At 45.7% G+C, this 17,018-nt stretch carries 16 protein-coding genes and 1 pseudogene; all 17 read right to left on the bottom strand.

The features are described from left to right. Entirely contained in the window at positions 1 to 234 is a 234-nt protein-coding gene (locus tag ACYQ2N_RS13755) for a BadF/BadG/BcrA/BcrD ATPase family protein (protein WP_459999818.1), read from the bottom strand. Between the two features lie 50 nt (positions 235 to 284). Then, a pseudogene (locus ACYQ2N_RS13750) lies at positions 285 to 473 on the bottom strand (7-cyano-7-deazaguanine synthase); the annotation flags it as partial. 33 nt (positions 474 to 506) lie between these two features. Next, the gene (locus ACYQ2N_RS13745; RefSeq protein WP_459999817.1) at positions 507 to 1,211 is read right to left on the bottom strand and encodes an ABC transporter ATP-binding protein; all 705 of its coding nucleotides are present in this window, start codon (positions 1,209 to 1,211) and stop codon (positions 507 to 509) included. Continuing rightward, a complete protein-coding gene (locus tag ACYQ2N_RS13740; protein ID WP_459999816.1) occupies positions 1,204 to 1,929 on the bottom strand; it encodes an ABC transporter ATP-binding protein in 726 nt (241 codons plus the stop codon). The genes ACYQ2N_RS13745 and ACYQ2N_RS13740 overlap by 8 nt, the downstream gene beginning before the upstream one ends. Further along, the gene (locus tag ACYQ2N_RS13735) at positions 1,901 to 2,920 is read right to left on the bottom strand and encodes a branched-chain amino acid ABC transporter permease (RefSeq protein WP_459999815.1); all 1,020 of its coding nucleotides are present in this window, start codon (positions 2,918 to 2,920) and stop codon (positions 1,901 to 1,903) included. The genes ACYQ2N_RS13740 and ACYQ2N_RS13735 overlap by 29 nt, the downstream gene beginning before the upstream one ends. Beyond that, complete coding sequence (locus ACYQ2N_RS13730) at positions 2,917 to 3,786, bottom strand: branched-chain amino acid ABC transporter permease (RefSeq protein ID WP_459999814.1); 870 nt, start codon at positions 3,784 to 3,786, stop codon at positions 2,917 to 2,919. The genes ACYQ2N_RS13735 and ACYQ2N_RS13730 overlap by 4 nt, the downstream gene beginning before the upstream one ends. 90 nt (positions 3,787 to 3,876) lie before the next feature. Continuing rightward, positions 3,877 to 5,112, bottom strand: coding sequence for an ABC transporter substrate-binding protein (locus ACYQ2N_RS13725; RefSeq protein WP_459999813.1), 1,236 nt, complete (start codon positions 5,110 to 5,112; stop codon positions 3,877 to 3,879). Between the two features lie 28 nt (positions 5,113 to 5,140). Beyond that, complete coding sequence (locus ACYQ2N_RS13720; protein WP_459999812.1) at positions 5,141 to 6,271, bottom strand: carbon-nitrogen hydrolase family protein; 1,131 nt, start codon at positions 6,269 to 6,271, stop codon at positions 5,141 to 5,143. A 284-nt stretch (positions 6,272 to 6,555) separates the two neighbouring features. Continuing rightward, the gene (locus ACYQ2N_RS13715; protein ID WP_459999811.1) at positions 6,556 to 8,289 is read right to left on the bottom strand and encodes a sigma 54-interacting transcriptional regulator; all 1,734 of its coding nucleotides are present in this window, start codon (positions 8,287 to 8,289) and stop codon (positions 6,556 to 6,558) included. A 157-nt stretch (positions 8,290 to 8,446) separates the two neighbouring features. Continuing rightward, positions 8,447 to 9,733 carry an Rne/Rng family ribonuclease gene (locus ACYQ2N_RS13710; RefSeq protein ID WP_459999810.1) on the bottom strand — a complete coding sequence of 429 codons (1,287 nt, stop codon included), beginning with the start codon at positions 9,731 to 9,733 and terminating at the stop codon, positions 8,447 to 8,449. A 27-nt stretch (positions 9,734 to 9,760) separates the two neighbouring features. After that, positions 9,761 to 10,492 (bottom strand): TIGR03936 family radical SAM-associated protein, encoded by a 732-nt coding sequence (locus ACYQ2N_RS13705; RefSeq protein WP_459999809.1) that lies wholly within the window; start codon positions 10,490 to 10,492, stop codon positions 9,761 to 9,763. Between the two features lie 5 nt (positions 10,493 to 10,497). After that, a complete protein-coding gene (locus tag ACYQ2N_RS13700; RefSeq protein ID WP_459999808.1) occupies positions 10,498 to 12,354 on the bottom strand; it encodes a TIGR03960 family B12-binding radical SAM protein in 1,857 nt (618 codons plus the stop codon). Positions 12,355 to 12,851: 497 nt separating this feature from the next. Further along, the gene (locus ACYQ2N_RS13695) at positions 12,852 to 13,727 is read right to left on the bottom strand and encodes a M50 family metallopeptidase (RefSeq protein WP_459999807.1); all 876 of its coding nucleotides are present in this window, start codon (positions 13,725 to 13,727) and stop codon (positions 12,852 to 12,854) included. A gap of 46 nt (positions 13,728 to 13,773) precedes the next feature. Next, positions 13,774 to 14,514, bottom strand: a complete 741-nt coding sequence (locus ACYQ2N_RS13690) for a murein hydrolase activator EnvC family protein (RefSeq protein ID WP_459999806.1) — start codon at positions 14,512 to 14,514, stop codon at positions 13,774 to 13,776. A 120-nt stretch (positions 14,515 to 14,634) separates the two neighbouring features. Beyond that, the gene (rodA, locus tag ACYQ2N_RS13685; protein ID WP_459999805.1) at positions 14,635 to 15,798 is read right to left on the bottom strand and encodes a rod shape-determining protein RodA; all 1,164 of its coding nucleotides are present in this window, start codon (positions 15,796 to 15,798) and stop codon (positions 14,635 to 14,637) included. Between the two features lie 108 nt (positions 15,799 to 15,906). Further along, positions 15,907 to 16,185, bottom strand: coding sequence for a cell division topological specificity factor MinE (gene minE / locus ACYQ2N_RS13680; protein WP_459999804.1), 279 nt, complete (start codon positions 16,183 to 16,185; stop codon positions 15,907 to 15,909). A gap of 28 nt (positions 16,186 to 16,213) precedes the next feature. Further along, positions 16,214 to 17,008: a septum site-determining protein MinD gene (minD, locus tag ACYQ2N_RS13675; RefSeq protein ID WP_459999803.1), complete on the bottom strand. Its 795-nt coding sequence runs from the start codon at positions 17,006 to 17,008 to the stop codon at positions 16,214 to 16,216. Positions 17,009 to 17,018 lie beyond the last annotated feature (10 nt).

The following is a 17,018-nucleotide window of genomic DNA, read 5'->3' as shown; positions in this document are numbered from 1 at the left end:
CTATCGCATACAAAAGAGCAGAGGTCTTGTTCCAAATAGCGAGCCAGCCAGAGCATAATGTGCCCCTCCGCCCGAAAGGATCAATGGTTTGGGCTTCCCCAGGGTTTCAGCAAAACAGGCCAGGCGTTTGGCCGTACTTTTAAAAAGCCCGGCTACCACTTCTTCTTTGGGATTGCCGTTGGCCAAGAGACTGATCACTTCCGACTCCGCAAATACAGTGCACATAGAATTCATTGCTATAGGTTGAGCCTCTTTGGCCTGAACATATCCCTGCAGGCAATTCGCTACCGGCAAGGATCCGGGTAATTAATGATATAATGGGCAGTGTTTAAAACACTGGGGGTCACGGCTATTGCAGACTCAATTTCTTTAGCATGTTTTTGTCCATAATATAATGTCAGCGCAATAATATTTTCATTTCCAAATTCTTTACAAGCCAAAACTGCGCAGGTAGTACTATCAAATTCACCACTGAGAAGAACAAATTGGGTATTAGCAAGTCTCTATTACATTCCTAGATAAGCTTTTCTTGTCTCGGAGTTTGTTAGCAATTCATCCCCGGTTCCTTCCAGAACTAGGCGGCCATTTTCTAAGACAAAGCCGTGATGGGAAATTTTTAATGCTTGTTGAATATTTTGTTCAATAAGAACCACTGTAAGCCCTTTCTGATTTAGCTGTCTAATTACATTAAATAGTTCAGATACTAAAAGAGGGGCCAACCCCCAGGAGGGTTCGTCTAAAAGTAATAATTGTGGTTTAGCCATTAAAGCTCTTCCCACAGCTAACATTTGTTGCTCGCCACCTGAAAGCGAGCCTGCTTTTTGATTGGTTCGTTCTCTGAGTCGGGGAAAAATATCCATAACTTCTTTGAGGGTTTGGGAACGGTCTTTTTTAACTTCAGAATGAGAGGCTCCGACCAATAGATTTTCTAAGACACTCATTTGCCCGAATATTCTTCGGCCTTCAGGGCACTGGGAGATGCCGACGGCGACAATTTGATGAGGAGGCAAATGAGTTATATCCTTACCATGGAAAAGAATTTTACCGGATGCTGGACGTACTAAGCCGGAAATTGATTTTATGAGAGTGCTTTTACCCGCACCGTTAGCTCCTAAAATGGAAATAATTTGGCCTTGGTTAATCTGGAGAGAAACGTTTGCCAGCACTTGTACCCGTCCGTACCCGGCATTTAGGTTTTTAACTTCAAGCAATTGTAACCCCCTCCTCTCCTAGATAAGCTTTAATTACTTCTTTGTTTGAGGTAACTGTGGACGGAGAGCCTTCTGCAATTTTTTCACCATTATGCAAGACCACAACCCGGTCTGCAAGGGCCATAACTGCCTGCATTACATGTTCGATCATAAGAAAAGTAGTTCCAGAGTCACGCAGTTGTTTAATAAGAGCAATTAATTCTTCGACCTCTGTTGGTGTTAACCCGGCCATTACTTCGTCGAGTAACATAAGGGACGGTTCAGTGGCTAATCCTTTGGCGATTTCCAATAACTTGTGGTCTGCTAGGGTTAAGTTTTTGGCAGCAATATGGGCCTTTGGGCTCATTCCCATGTGTTCTAATACTTCTTCTGCCTTTCGAGTGGCTGCACGAGTGGATGGATAACGGATAAAAGCCCCGACCATTACATTTTCTAAGGCAGTCATATTTGGAAAAGGCTCCGTGATCTGAAAGGTACGCGACATCCCAAGTTTGCATACTTGGTCAGGACGCATTCCAGAGATTTTTCGATTTTTGAAAATAACTCTTCCTTGGGTGGGGGATTCAAAGGCGGAAATCAGTCTAAAACAAGTGGTTTTGCCTGCTCCGTTAGGGCCTATCACACCGAGTATTTCCCCTTCTTCTACGTGGAAAGACAAATGGTTAACTGCTACTAAACCACCATAAACCTTAGTTAAGTTTTCCGCTGACAGCAACACCTTTTGCTTTCCCCCTTTTAGATACAATTAAATCTTTGATCCAACCAACAATACCTTTGGGCATAAATAGAATTATGAAAATTAAAAAGATACCGTATACGATCACGTGAATACTTCTTAAACCACTACCGGAAAGGGTTGAAGCAAACAGTGAACGGGTGAAGTCTCCAACCGTTACTAATACAACGGAACCGATTAAAGGACCAAGGAGAGTGCCAACACCGCCAATCACAGCAAAAATTACAATATCAGTAGAAAGGGCTAACCCCATGACTGAAGGAGCATCAATAAACATAAAATATTGAGCATAGAAGCTTCCACCTATGGCAGAAAAGAATGCGCTGAGCCCTACTGCAAAGATTTTATATTTCATCACATTGATCCCCAAGGCTTGAGCGGCACTTTCATTTTCGCGGAGTGCTAGGAAATAATATCCTATACGACGCCGAAGGATAAATGCTGTAATTCCAATGACTAAAGCAAGCATAATAAGCATTATATAGTAGTAAATAACTCTGTTCTGGAACTGGAATAAAAGAGGAGCATTCCCTTTTGTAGGTACTATTAACCCGCTGGCTGCACCTAGCTTTTTTATGTTAAGGGTCAGATAGAGAAACACTTGAGCTAAAGCCAGAGTAACCAAAGCAAAATATGGTCCCTTAATTTGATAGTGAAAGCTTAAAAACCCTAAAAAAGCGCCTAAAAGGGTGGCTAGGAGGGCTCCAATAATCATTCCTATCCAGGGAGTAAGTCCGAATTGAATAAATAAAAAAGTTGAAGAATAAGCACCTACCCCAACAAAAAGGGCATGACCTAAAGAAAGTTGGCCAGCGTATCCGCCAACAATATTCCAAGAGCTTGCCAAATATCCATAGAATAACATCATTAATAAAGTGTTTAACTCATAACTACTTACGAAAGCAGGGGCAATTATTAAAATAGCTCCGAAACTCATCAGAAAAAGAATAGTAAATTTGTTTCCGGTTATCATAGCTTTGCACCTCCGAATAACCCTTGTGGTCTAAGTGCCAGCAAAGCAATGAAAACAATAAATGTTAAAATAGGGGCCAGAGAACCCGGCATAATTATTGAACCTAAAGCTTCCACTAATCCAATGATTAGCCCTCCCCAAAAAGCCCCGGTCATATTTCCCATTCCCCCTAAAACAACAATTACGAAGGCTCTTAAGGAAAAAAGCGCACCAACTTCTGGAGATGTGTAATAGAGGGGAACCAGTACTCCTCCCGCAACAGCTAGACTTGCAATTCCCAAGCCGAAAGATAAAGTGAATACTCGTTTTACATTGATTCCAACCAGGGAAGCGGCATCAGGATCTTCGGCAGCAGCCCTGATTTGGCGACCAAATTCTGTTTCTCCCATAACATAAAATAGTGTTAAAGCCACTAACCCGGAAATTATAAAAGCGATGAGATACGGCAGGCCTATAACAGCACCTGCTAGTGTAAACTTTATTTGTGCGTAATCAAGGGAAATAGTCCGGTAATCAAGCGAAAATAGGGAAAGGGCAAGATTTTGTAATATCAATCCGATGCCTACTGTTAACAGTATTTGACTGCTTTCAGGAGCTTTCAGAATAGGTTTGATAAGAAACCAATAGATTAGTGCCCCGAAAGCAAAAAGAAAAGGAATGGTGAACACAATTGATAAATAGGGATCGATATTAAAAAAAGTAAAAAGGAAAAAGGAAGCATACATTGAAACCATAAGGAATTCACCATGGGCAAAATTAATAATTTTCATTACCCCAAAGATAAGGCTAAGCCCCATTGCTATTAAAGAATAAATGCTTCCCTGTAAAATCCCCATGACCAAACTTTGAAATATTAGTGTTTGCACGAATAGCCCCCCTTTGTTGTAAGTTATTTGTTAGGCATAACCATAGAGTAAAATCTATGGTTATGCCTTCTTTAATTGACGGGGCATTGGTTAGTTATAAAAGTTAGGTTTTACTGTAGCAAATTTTTCTGGCCAAACAGTAACATGTTCGCCATTTTGGATCTGAGTGATGATCAGACTTGAAGAAGCTTGACCTGTTGAATTAAAGCTGAGTTTCTCATAAGGCATAATTAAGCTAGGCCCTGCTCCCATCTGGATTTCGCTTAAACCTTTACGAATAGCTTCTTTGTCAACAGAAGCTTGTTTCTCTAATACTTCTTTAAGTACAAACATCGCTTGGTAATCAAGCGCTGCGTGTCCATTCATATCGGTTCCATATGCAGCCTTAAATTTATCATTTAGTTCTTTGGACCCGGGAAGATCTTTATTAAATTGATTGATTGTAAACCATCCGTTACCTAATTCTTTTACTGATTGGATGAAGGCGGGGTCAGCAGAACCACCGGCACTGTCTACAAAGGGAACCTTTATTCCTAAACGGTCCTTTGTTTTTGCAATAAGGATTGCATCGGCTATATAAGAAACTTGTAGCACAACATCCGGATTAGCAACTTTAATTTTTGACAATTCTGTTGTAAGATCAGCGGCACCTGCTGGATAAGAAACATCGGCTACAATATCATAACCTTTTTCAGCTAAGTATTTCTTTTGACCCGCAGCAGTAGATTGTCCAAAATCTGTATTTTCGTATAAAAGAGCAACCTTTTGTGGCTTTTTGTTCGTAACTTTGGCAACGTAATCAAGGAAGTTTACTTGATCCCGAGCGAACCAACTAGCTTTGGCATTAATCTGGAAAGTATATTTGAATCCACGGTTAGTAATCGAGTCTGCGATAGCAACGGGGTTCAAATAGACCGTCTGTAATCGTTCAGCAACTTGAGTCGTAGGGATCGTAACGTTGCTCTGGAATGCCCCGGTTACTAAGACTACCTTTTCATTCTGAATTAATCGTTCCGTTTCACTGACTCCAACATCAGGTTTACCTTGGCTATCTCCGTATACGAGTTTTAACTTAGCTCCACCAAGCGCTTTAATTCCACCTTTTTCGTTAATTTCTTTAACAGCAAGCTCATAACCGTTTTTATTATTCTCGCCAATCTTGGCAAGTGCGCCGGTTAAAGGTAAGAGTACTCCGATTTTAATGTCTTTAGAGTCTCCCCCGCCTCCCGTAGTTTGCTGGTTTCCGCAACCTGTAGAAACAAGTATAAGTACCAAGATTAATAATATTGATAACAATTTATGTCCGCTGTGTTTTCTCAGTCTCATTGTATAAAACTCCTTTCTCACTATGTCCTTAATTTACTATTAGTTGTTTTTTGGCAAGTTCTTTGACAATTTCATCGAGTTTATCCATAGGTACCTTGCATTTTGCAGCAATTTCTTCTAATGTGTTATAAGTGATTTGACCGCGCTCAGTGTGTCCATTCATTGATTCAACAGGGGAGATATCACTTTGCCTTATACGAAGGGAAAATACATCCCAGCGTGTGTAATGACCCATAGCATCAAAGATATTTTTAGCTACGATTCTATCATCAAGGTCAATCTCTGCATAAATTATTGTTTCCTGATGAAAAACCGGTTCAACAAGATACATCCCAAAGGGATTTACAATTGAACTCCCACCTACGGCCCAATTCCAATTTGTTTGTTTTTTATAAGGAAAAGTATCTGGCACCATATTTTCCGTCATATACATACTTGAGCTAATGACAAAAGTTTGAGTTTCGAAAGCGTATTCCCGCACTGCTGAATCAATATCACACATATGGAGGGGTCCTACTGTTCCGGACATGTCTTTTACAGCTTTGCTCTCTCCAACGTAGTTCCACCATCCCGGCCATGAGGCTGTATGAATTTCTTCACCTTTCATAGCAAGTGCTGCTTTGGCTAGAGTCATATGATTTTCATAACAGACTAGACCACCGATGCGCCCGATGTCTGTTTCAAATACCGTGACATCGCTGGCATCTCCGCGCCCCCAAAAAATTCTTTCTTGGTGAGTGGGCATTAACTTCCGGTGCTTACCCAACACACTGCCCCTGCGGTCTAAGAAGAGCATCGTATTGTAAAGCGTAGCACTTCCTGCACGATCATCGATTTCGTTAATTCCTATTACACAATAAGCGTTTGCTTTAGCCGCAGCTTTACTGAGTAATTCGGTATCCTTACTAGGAACTAAAATCGAGTTATTATAGAATTCAATTACTGTATCGCGCCATAATTTGGCGGTTTCGGGAGAAGTGTAACCAAAACTGCCTCTCCAATACGGATAAGTTGGGATGGCGGTTTCAGGGAAGACAATTAGTTCTGCTCCCTCCTTGCCAGCCTCCTCAATGAGTGAAGAAAATTTTTCAATTGTTGCTTTTTTGTCCATAAACACCGGCGCAGCTTGGACTGATGCCACTTTAATTTTACGTCCCAACTTTTATTACCCTCCTCTTTATTTGTTTCCAAAATTGGATCACATTCAGTTTCTAACACCTCCAATTTCGAAAATATTTAATGGTCAATTAAGAATAAATATTTGAAATCTACTGAATATAATCTAGCAAGTTCTGTGCCAAACTATTGAGACTTAAAAAAAGCCCTGATCAGAGCTCTTTTTAAGTATCAATAGTTTTTAGCAAGTCTTGTGGGCATTAAGAATTGCTTAACACTTAAGAGTTTGCTTTATTAATAGCGTTAAAATTATAATGACAGGGAGACTCAATAAGTCTCCCTGTCATTATAATTTGATAATCCGTATTTTTTTGCTCTACGGGCAACGAAGGATTGACTCATGCCTAAAGCTTTAGCAGCTTTATAGGTACTTCTATAAGTATGCAGTGCCCTTGTTATCAATTCTTTTTCAAGGTTGGCAATCCCCTTTCTTAATGACATGTCGGTTATTTTAATGTCTTCGTTAACTTTGAAAGCTTTTCTATATTCAGAAGGTAAATGGTTAAGTGAAATTGTATTTTCTCTTGAGGTAATAACAAGCCTTTCCGTCAGGTTTGCTAATTCGCGTACATTGCCTGGCCAGTTATACGAAATGAGGTCTGAACGAAACTGCTCTGAGAATTCTTTGTTAACAGAATATTTTTTATTAAAAACATGTAAATAATGATCTAATAGGGAGCTAATATCCTCCCTTCTAGTCCTTAAGGGTGGAACATAGATGGGAATTACGTTCATCCGGTAAAAAAGATCCTCGCGAAATTCGCCGGCTTGAATTAGTTTTTCCAAGTCTTTGTTTGTGGCAGCTAGTATCCTTACATTTACCCTTATTGGTTTAATACCGCCAACACGCATAAATTCCTGATCTTGAAGAACTCGTAGCAACTTGACTTGTAACACTAGAGGTAGGTCCGCAATTTCATCTAGAAACAGGGTCCCTTCGTTGGCAAGTTCGAAAATGCCTGGCTTTCCTTCTTTGCGGGCTCCGGTAAAAGCCCCCGACTCATACCCGAACAATTCTGATTCTAACAGTTCTTCAGGTATGGCACCGCAGTTAAGTTTTATAAACGAACCTTTTTCATGGCGACTACTTCCACGGTGAATCAGCTGGGCAATTACTTCTTTTCCTACTCCAGTTTCTCCTAATATTAGAACAGGAGTATCTACTCTTGCTACGAGAAGTGCCAGATCTAAAACATCTAACATTTCTTTGCTCTGAGCAACGATATCAATGATTTGTATTTCCTTTATCCGCAGGGGAGTTAATTGGCGGGACTGTTCAAGTTCTTCACGTAATCTATTCAATTCAGTCGTATCTCGTACATTAGTAATTACCCTAATGATTTCCCCGTTTGCATCAAATACCGGATTACCGGTCACTAATGTTCTACGGCCATTGATTAAGCGCTGAACTAAAGTAATTGATTTTTTCTCTTTAAGTACTTTTAAGGTAACAGATTCACTAAATACTCCTTCCTTAACAAGATCTTTCATGTTTCTTCCAACTAAGTCTTTTGCAAACAGGCCTGTAATACGTTCCGTAGCTTTGTTAATTGCCAAAGTAATTCCTTGACCGTCAGTAATATAAATACCATCATACGATGAATCAATAAGTGCTTCAAGAACTTTATTTGCATTAAATTGACTTTTTAGTTGAAGTTGCAAAGCCCTAAATACTCTGGTTATAGGCAAAACTCCAAGGAGTTTTTTATCGGTGGTTACCGGAAATAGTTCTACAACAGAATCATTTATTTCTTCTATCAAAGTATTTGGAGAAACAACAGGCCAATTTAAGTCAACAACTTCTCTGACTTTGATAAATTTATTTTGCTGTAATGCTGCGAGCGTTATGAAACTTAAAGACAACATGCCCAAGTATTCTCCATTTTCGAGAACCGGGGAACAGGTTAAACCTACTTTTTGCAATATTGGAAGAGCATCAGTAACATAATTATCGGGTGTTAATATAACTTTTGCTTGCTCCATAAGTTCCTTGGCTAGCATTATATCACCTCAAGATTATTTTCGACATATGCAAAAGTTTTCCTTTATTATAATTTTTTATGTCTGAAACAGATGGTCTCTTGCTCAACAGGGGTAATATTTTGAGGGATTCTTTAGAACTACTATTTTATACTTCGGTACAAAAAAACTCTCCCTTTTAAGTTAAAAGGGGAGTCTGTGGCATTATTCCCGTCAAGGAGGACACAAGCGTACGTCCGCTCCCACCACAGGATGCGCAGGGCTTAGTATAACGGTCTGCCAGGGTTTGCCCGACTTTCTTGCGCGTCATTTCCACCAGTCCAAGGCGGGTAAGCCCGAGCACGTCGCACTTAATCTTGTCCTGCCCGCAGTATGAACTTAAGGTCTCGAGTACCCGCTGCCTGTCTTCTTCCAGGGTCATGTCAATTAAATCGATAATTATAATTCCGCCCAGGTTGCGCAACCGAAGCTGGCGCGCGATTTCTCCCGCAGCCTCCAAATTAGTATGTAGAACTGTTTCTTCGAGGGAATGTTTGCCGACATACTTGCCGGTATTAACATCAATCGTAGTTAAAGCCTCAGTCTGGTTAATCACGAGATAACCGCCGCTTTTCAGCCATACTTTGGGCTGGAGAGCCTTTTTGATCTCATAATCCACATCATAGTGTTCAAACAGCTTCCCCCGCACCTCCACACACACGGCACCTGCAGCAGCATGCCCGATTGCGCGTAGGGACGAGCGCAGGAGAGAAGCCAGACTTTCCTGATCAACCGTTATCCGTTCCACATCCCGATCAATCAAATCCCGCACCAGGCGTTCCACTAAGTCTAAATCCTGATATACCAGCCCGGGCACAGACACATGCGGAATCTTGGACTGAATCCCCGCCCACAGCTCAGCCACCCGGGAAATATCATGTTCAAGCTCAGCTTCACTCAAACCTTCCGCCAACGTACGCACAATTATCCCCATCCCTGGAGGCTTGAGGGTACCGGCTAAAGCGCGCAACCGTTCCCGTTCCTCACCCTCCTGGATTTTACGGGATACCCCTACATAATCCAGGTTAGGCATTAACACCACGTACCGCCCGGCAAGGGTAAGGTTGGTGGAAATACGCGCCCCTTTGGTTCCGACAGGTTCCTTCAGAATCTGAATCAAAAGCTCCTGACGCGACTTCAATATGAGTTCAACCCGCACCTGGTTAGGGGCACTAGCGCTTTCTTCCTCTTCCAGGTAGCGCTGGGGAATTGCATCCCCGACGTAGAGAAAAGCGTTCTTTTCAAGCCCAATGTCGACAAAGGCCGCTTGCATCCCGGGCAGAATGTTCTCTACCCGCCCTTTGTAGATATTGCCCACCAGCCGCGAGTGCTCCCCTTCTTGCTCAAACACTTCCATCAACACTCCGTTTTCAAAAAGGGCGGCCCGCAGACGTTTATCCTGTCCTTCTAAGATAATTTCTTTCAATTTTTGCTCCCCCTAAGAGCCTTTCGGTCATCTGGCCTCCCGCTTTGAACGGTCCAGTTCAAAGTCTTCATGTTCAAAGGGAGAAAAACTTTGCCCCTGATAACTCACGTAAATCCCTGTCCGCTTGATGTAAATACTATCTAAATCCAAAGGCAAGTTTTCCAACTCGCGCAGGCTGCGCATCACTTCTTCCGGTCTGACTCCTCCCTGGGAACCAACTTCGACTTCTAGTTCCAGGAAAACTTCCTCTCCTTTGATCTCTCCTGTGAGGGATTTGACCAGAGGTCTAATGTCCTTCTCAGTCGGACCTTTTTTGCTGTAGCGGGAATAAGTAACATGTTTCTGCGCAAGCCAAGCGTCAAGAGCTTCCTGCAAGCGCTCATAGGTTATGGGCAAGGCCATCGCCAGGCGCACCCGATAGCTCGCAGAATTCAAGACAGCCATCAAGGCTTTGCTTCCCGGTGCCACAACTCTGCCTTCAAGAAGCCTGATCCCTTTAGGCAGTTGTTCCTGAAGCCTTCCTAAGACCTCCCCGATGTCCATTTCCCGTTGCAGTTCCACATCAACATACTCTTTCTCCCCCTCAACCCCTACTGCCAGGGCAGAACCGAAAGAAATCTTAGGATGCGGGTTAAACCCTTCGGAATACGCCACGGGAACCCCAGCCCGCCGCATCGCGCGTTCAAAGACCCTGGCCAGATCAAGATGAGCGATGTATTTGGATTCTTCCAATTTGCTATAGGCTATTCTCACCTTCATCACATTCACCCTTTCAAATCAACCTGAACCCCTCTGCCCGGGCAGATTCCACACCCTGTGCAGTCATCCTGGCGGCAATCTAAAGTCCGTGTGCCCCGGAGGGCGCGGTGGTGTTCCTCCATGAGGAAGCGTTTGCTCACCCCGCTGTCCAAGTGATCCCAGGGCAAAACATCATCATAATCCAGGGTCCTGTGTGCGTAAAAATGGGGATCTACTCCGAGTTCAGCAAAAGCCTGAAGCCAGGTGTCATACCGGAACTGCTCTGACCAGCCGTCAAAGCGGCAGCCCTGCCTGAATGCCCACTCCAGCACCTCCGCCAGCCGCCTGTCTCCCTTGGCAAATACCGCTTCCAAGAAGCTGGTGTTCACATCATGGTAATTATATTTAATGCGCCTGTCCTTTAATTTCGTGCGCAGATATTGCTGCTTTTCCTCAAGGGAACGCATTCCTTCCTGAGGTTCCCACTGGAACGGGGTATGGCTTTTGGGCACAAACGAACTGGTTGACACGGTTACCTTCACATTGCGGCGGCCTTGTTTACTGCCTAAGTCAGCCACTTTTTTAGCCAAGTCCGCAATTCCGTCCAGATCAGCCTGCATTTCCGTAGGCAGGCCAATCATAAAATAAAGTTTTATCGAAGACCAACCCGCCTTAAAAGCTGTCTCGGACGCCTCAAGCAGGTTTTCTTCAGTCACCCCTTTGTTGATTACATCCCGAAGCCTCTGGGTCCCCGCTTCCGGGGCAAATGTAAGGCCGGATTTACGAACCTTTTGCACTTCCTCTGCTAGCTTAACGTCAAAGGAATCAAGCCTAAGCGATGGTAGGGACACCCCGATCCTCTGCGGACCATACTTCGAGATAATCTCTCGGATCACAGGCTGCACGCAGGTATAATCCCCGGTCGAAAGGGAAGTAAGGGACACTTCTTCATACCCGGTAGAGCGCACTAGCTCTTCAGCCTGGGTAAGCAGTATTTCAGGGGAGCGTTCGCGCACCGGGCGGTAAATCATACCCGCCTGGCAGAAACGGCAGCCCCGCGTGCACCCGCGCATCACTTCGAGCATCATGCGGTCATGCACGATTTCCATATAGGGGACAATCGGGTTGGTGGGAAAAAAGGCTTGATCGAGGTCGGTAACAAGCGCTTTCTCTACCACTGCGGGCACACCCGTAACCGGAGATATTTTCTCCAGGCGGCCATCAGGCTTGTAGGAAACTTGATAAAGTTCAGGGACATACACTCCCTGTACCTGAGCCACTCTGTGCAGGAACTCCTGGCGACCAAGCGGCTGCTCCTTCTGCTCTTCGATCAGTTTAAGGACTTGCGGGAGTTGTTCCTCGCTCTCCCCGATCAGAAAGAAATCGATAAACGGCGCCAGTGGCTCCGGGTTATAGGCGCACGGTCCGCCCGCAATGATCCACGGGTCTTCTTCTGTGCGCGCAGCGGTCCGCAGCGGAATCCTGGCTAGGTCAAGCATGTTTAGGATATTGCTGAAACTCATCTCATATTGCAAGGTAAATCCTACCACGTCAAACTCTTTTAATGGGCGAAAAGATTCCAAAGCATAGAGCGGGATATCCCTGTCCCGCATCTTTTCCTCCATGTCCACCCAGGGGGCAAAAGTACGCTCGCACACAAACTCTGGAAAAGAGTTAACCAAATGGTACAAAATGCGGGTACCAAGATGGGACATCCCGACCTCGTAAACGTCGGGGAAAGCAAAAACCATATGTACAGTGGTTTGATCCCAATCCTTATGGATGGAATTCCATTCCGTTCCTAAATACCGGTTAGGTTTGGACACTTGCGGCAAAAACCGCTCTATCTGCTGGCGAATCCCCGCCGCGGTCATCATGCTCATTTCGGAAAGCCTGCCTCCTCGTGCCAGTCATAATAATTCCTATCGAGAATTTCCTAAGGTAATACTCGAAACTATGAATTATTATTATAGCACAGTCAGGAGAAGATTTCCAGTTTTAGACTGAGACAGATGAAGGCAGTTTTCCATTATACGGGAACAGGCAAGTTGCCTTGCAGAGCGAACCGTTCGAGCAGAGACGTAACTCTCCAGTGGAGAGTCACGACTCTCAAGGGCTGCTATACGGCTGAGGAATCGTTGTGAGCGCAGGCGACGAAGCGTTAAGCCGCGCCACCGGGACTAGTCCAAGGATGGACTGATGCCGCGGGTGCCAGGACGGCACAGGAGCGGCGCACATCAGGTATTACCCAAAGGTTTGGCGCGGTAGCAAAGTCGACAAGCTCATCCTTCGGCGAACAGCTTCACGCTGTTCGAGCATCCGGCGCGTGGTGCGAGACAGTCCAGTGGACTGTCTCGGCAAGGCAGCTTGCCACAGCGGCTTATAGCTTCCCTACAGGATAGTATATCCCTTCGCGCAGCATCCCTTCTAAAACTTGGCTCTCGGTCAAAGTTTTGCCCAGTTCAAATTCTTCATCAGCCAGTGAGATCAGAGTGTACCTGTCCGGAGTAAGTTCCTCGACAATTCGAACGACCGGTGTATCCGCACGGGCTGTTACCCACTTGCTTTTCATGAGTCCCTTGGCGACCAGTTCCTCTTTCTTGTGGCTTAACTGCCTTAAAAAAGTTATTCTTGCAGTCGCTACTTCCTTACTCCCTGCCAGCCAGAAGAAAACTCCGAGGACTATCAGCGTAAGCGGACCTTCATTCCAAGCACCTTTAGCGGCCCAAGCCAGCCCGACAAGAGCAAAGACTACACCGGTAAGCTTGCCGGCCCAGGCCAGACTCTTAGTGACACGCACAAACCCCAGGCTTTCGGCCAGGACTGCCCTCACTACCCGCCCGCCATCCAAAGGCAAAATCGGCAGGAGATTAAAAGCCGCCAAATATAAGTTAAACCTCACAAAATCTTCGGCCCATGCTCCCGACAGGAGCCCCTCCCAGCGCCCAAACTGGGCGGCGAACAGCAGGATTAGATTGAAGAATGGCCCTGCCAGAGCCATCATACTTTCCTCCCACTTCCTGCCTTCGAAAAGATCATCAAAGTACGCGGTCCCGCCGTAAGGAAACAGTTCCAAGCCTATGACTTTAAAGCCAAAAGCCCTCGCTGCCAGCAAATGAGCAACTTCATGCCCCAGCACCAGCGCAAAGACCATAAGAGCCTGGGCCAGTAAGCCCAGGACCCCGAATAAAGCCAACATGATAAGGAGACTCGGGTGAATGCGCACCTGAATTCCGGCTATTTTCCCCACTTCCAACAACGACCACCTGCCCGCTTAAATGCTATCCTATCAGTGTGAATCTCTAATTCGCTCGTGGAATTAGATAAGGTACAGGATTTACAGCCTTGCTGTTCTTGCGCAATTCAAAATGGAGCCACGGCTTTTTGAGAGCAGCGGACAGCCCCACAGCCCCCAGGTATTGCCCTCTTTCCACCCGCTGCCCCTGGGCAACCGCGATATCGCCGAAGTTCGAGACCACAGCTGTCCATCCATCCCCAAAGTCTAATTTAACGAGCCTCCCTAATTGGGACTCCTCCCCTACGAGGACCACCACTCCTGCATAGGGTGCAGCCACAGGCGTCCCCAAAGCGCTGCTGATGTCAATTCCGTTATGCACCCGCCCTTGAGAGTCTGTGCTACCAAACTCCGCCATCACCGGACCTGATACAGGGGGCTGAAATTTCCCCTGCATTTTCACATCCACCGGCATGCTCTGAGGAGATATGCCCAAGCCTACGGCTTCTTTAGCCATGCCATTTAAGGCCGTGTAAAAATTCCCTGAGTCCATAGCCGTGCGGTAAATTCCGTGGACTGCTTTGGAAACCGGATCGCTGTTATTGGCGCTGAAGAATACAGTTAGAAAAAATAAGGCAGCCATGAGGGTGCGTTTTTGCCTGCCTGTCCAGCTCAAATTTCCCCAGCGGAACCGGCTTGAAGGAGCCCGCTGCCCCTCCTGCCGGTTATGGGCATAACCCCGTTCTTTGCCCACCTCGTGCGCGGCCCGCTCCCATTCCCAATCATCCCAGCGTTCAAACGGGTTCAACACCTTCACCCCCTCTGTAGGACAAATTTCGTTTACTCAAGATTACGCCAATTCTTAAAAAAATAGAACCGTAAAGAGTGGTCTTGTCCACTTTTACGGTTCATTAGTTTTTGAGTCCTCCTAAAACATTAGCCTCTCACGCCTGAGATTAATGCTCAGAAGCAGCCCGAGCGCAATCATGTTCGCCCACATCGTGCTCCCGCCGTAGCTTATCAAAGGCAGCGGGATTCCGGTCACCGGCATAATCCCTGAAGTCATGCCCACATTCACCAGAATATGGAACGTAAACATGGAAATTATCCCTGTCGCAATGAGCATGCCGTAAAGATCCCTGGCTCTGACAGCAATACCAACGGCGCGCACGATCAAGATACAAAAGAGAAAAAGCAGCGTAACCGTCCCGACAAACCCGAATTCCTCCCCAAATACAGAAAAGATAAAATCTGTATGGTGCTCAGGCAGAAAGTTAAGCTGCCCCTGAGTCCCGCTGCGATACCCCTTGCCCCATAGACCCCCGGAACCGATGGCCCACAGGGACTGAATAATGTGATAACCTTCGCCGGAAGTATCAGCCATCGGATTCATGAATATTGTCAGCCTCTGTAATTGATAATCTTTCAGGGGCAGAGGAAGCCCCTGCGCAAACTGAAGCCAGCCCGGCAGGTTGGTGGAAAAGTGCAGCCAAAGGGCGACAGCCAGAATGGCCGCCCCTCCAAACAAAAGCCCGCCGAATTTCCAGGGATTGGCCCCTGCAATGAACATCATCCCGATAAAAATAGCGACAAACACCAGGGACGTGCCTAAATCAGGCTGTTTGAAAATCAAGGCCATCGGTACGGCTACATACAGAAAAGGGGGGATAAAGTCGCGAAAACGGTTGAGTTTGCCCTCCCTGCGCGCGAGAAAATCTGCAAAAGTGATAATGATAAAGATCTTGGCAAATTCTGAAGGCTGAATGCCAAAAGTCGAAGTAACCGGAATCCAGCGGGTAGCACCCTTAGCTTCCGAGCCAACAAAAAACACGGCGAGCAGCAACCCCAAATTAAAAGCATAAATCCACCAGCTAAAACGCCGCCACTTTTGGTAATCGATCACTGCCATCATCAAGGCCAAAACCAGACCGCTGCCAATCCAGACACCCTGCAATACCACATAATGGTAAGGCTCGTTCTTAACAACATTAATGGAAGCCGTGCTTAAGATCAGGAGACTGGCCCCTAAAAGCAAAAATACAATCAGCACCAGCAAAAAATCTATATTGCGCAATGTCCTTCTATCGATCATAGCCATACCTCATCTATCTTAATTAGAGCATTTTAATTATACCACATTGCTTGCTCTAAAGACCAAGAAACCGGGTACCGCCCGGTTTCTTTAGATGTTCATACTTTTTTACCCTTTGGTAGCGTAATCCCGTTTCATTTTAACGACGGGAATATTAGCCACCAAGGCAACTTCCCGGTCATCCTGGTTTAAGTTAACTTCGAGATTAACCTCGTCAATTTCCATGTAGTTTGAAATAACTTTGATTAAATCCTCTTTTAATTGATTTAACATGTGGGGAGAGATAGTGGCCCGATCATGCACGAGAACTAGGCGCAACCGCTCTTTGGCAACATTTTTGCTGGAACTGTTTTCCCTGCCGAGCATCCGGCTGATGAATTCTAACAAGGGGGATTCCTCCTCTCTGCGCCCATGGCTACCTAATTCCTATAAGCCTTTTCAGTCTATCCATAAGCCCATCAGGCACATCGAGGTTCATCAAGGGAACTTCTTCCCCCCGAATCCTGCGGGTGATTCTCCGGTACGCCTCCCCTGCCTTTGAGGAATGATCCGTCACTGCGGGTTCGCCCCTATTGGTTGAGATGACAATGCTCTCATCTTCAGGCACCACACCTAAAAGCTCAATTGCCAGGATATCAAGAATATCTGAGATGTCCATCATATCCCCGCGCTTGACCATCTGGGGTCTGATGCGGTTAATGATAAGCTTGGGGTTGCGCAGCTCATTAGCTTCTAAAAGACCGATGATGCGGTCAGCGTCCCTGACTGCGCTCACTTCAGGCGTTGTCACCACAACGGCCCGATCCGCACCGGCGATCGCGTTGCGGAAGCCCTGCTCGATACCTGCGGGACAATCTATAACCGCGAAATCAAATTCCTCCTTCAGCTCCGCTGCCAGAGTCCGCATTTGTTCCGGGCTCACTGCCGTTTTGTCTTTGGTTTGCGCTGCCGGAAGAAGGTACAGATTTTCAAAGCGCTTGTCTTTTATTAAAGCCTGCTTTAAGCGGCAGTTTCCGCTGGTTACGTCCACAATGTCATAAACGATGCGGTTTTCCAGTCCCATCACCACATCTAAATTGCGCAGGCCGATATCAGTGTCTACCAGGACCACTTTATGCCCGGCAGATGCCAACCCTGTTCCTAAATTGGCAGACGTTGTCGTCTTGCCCACGCCCCCTTTACCGGATGTCACCACTATTACTTCTCCCATACCTAGACCT

This window comes from Paradesulfitobacterium aromaticivorans (genome assembly GCF_054657415.1).
The sequence above is the reverse complement of the archived record's forward strand: the minus strand, read 5'-3'. Positions and strand labels throughout refer to the sequence as shown.

Bases quoted from the DNA above. Each gene is read 5' to 3' on its own strand.
- ACYQ2N_RS13755 (WP_459999818.1), bottom strand. From the start codon at position 234: ATGAATTCTATGTGCACTGTATTTGCGGAGTCGGAAGTGATCAGTCTC.
- ACYQ2N_RS13735 (WP_459999815.1), bottom strand. From the start codon at position 2,920: ATGATAACCGGAAACAAATTTACTATTCTTTTTCTGATGAGTTTCGGA.
- ACYQ2N_RS13725 (WP_459999813.1), bottom strand. From the start codon at position 5,112: ATGAGACTGAGAAAACACAGCGGACATAAATTGTTATCAATATTATTA.
- ACYQ2N_RS13715 (WP_459999811.1), bottom strand. From the start codon at position 8,289: ATGCTAGCCAAGGAACTTATGGAGCAAGCAAAAGTTATATTAACACCC.
- ACYQ2N_RS13705 (WP_459999809.1), bottom strand. From the start codon at position 10,492: ATGAAGGTGAGAATAGCCTATAGCAAATTGGAAGAATCCAAATACATC.
- ACYQ2N_RS13700 (WP_459999808.1), bottom strand. From the start codon at position 12,354: ATGAGCATGATGACCGCGGCGGGGATTCGCCAGCAGATAGAGCGGTTT.
- rodA (WP_459999805.1), bottom strand. From the start codon at position 15,798: ATGATCGATAGAAGGACATTGCGCAATATAGATTTTTTGCTGGTGCTG.
- minD (WP_459999803.1), bottom strand. From the start codon at position 17,008: ATGGGAGAAGTAATAGTGGTGACATCCGGTAAAGGGGGCGTGGGCAAG.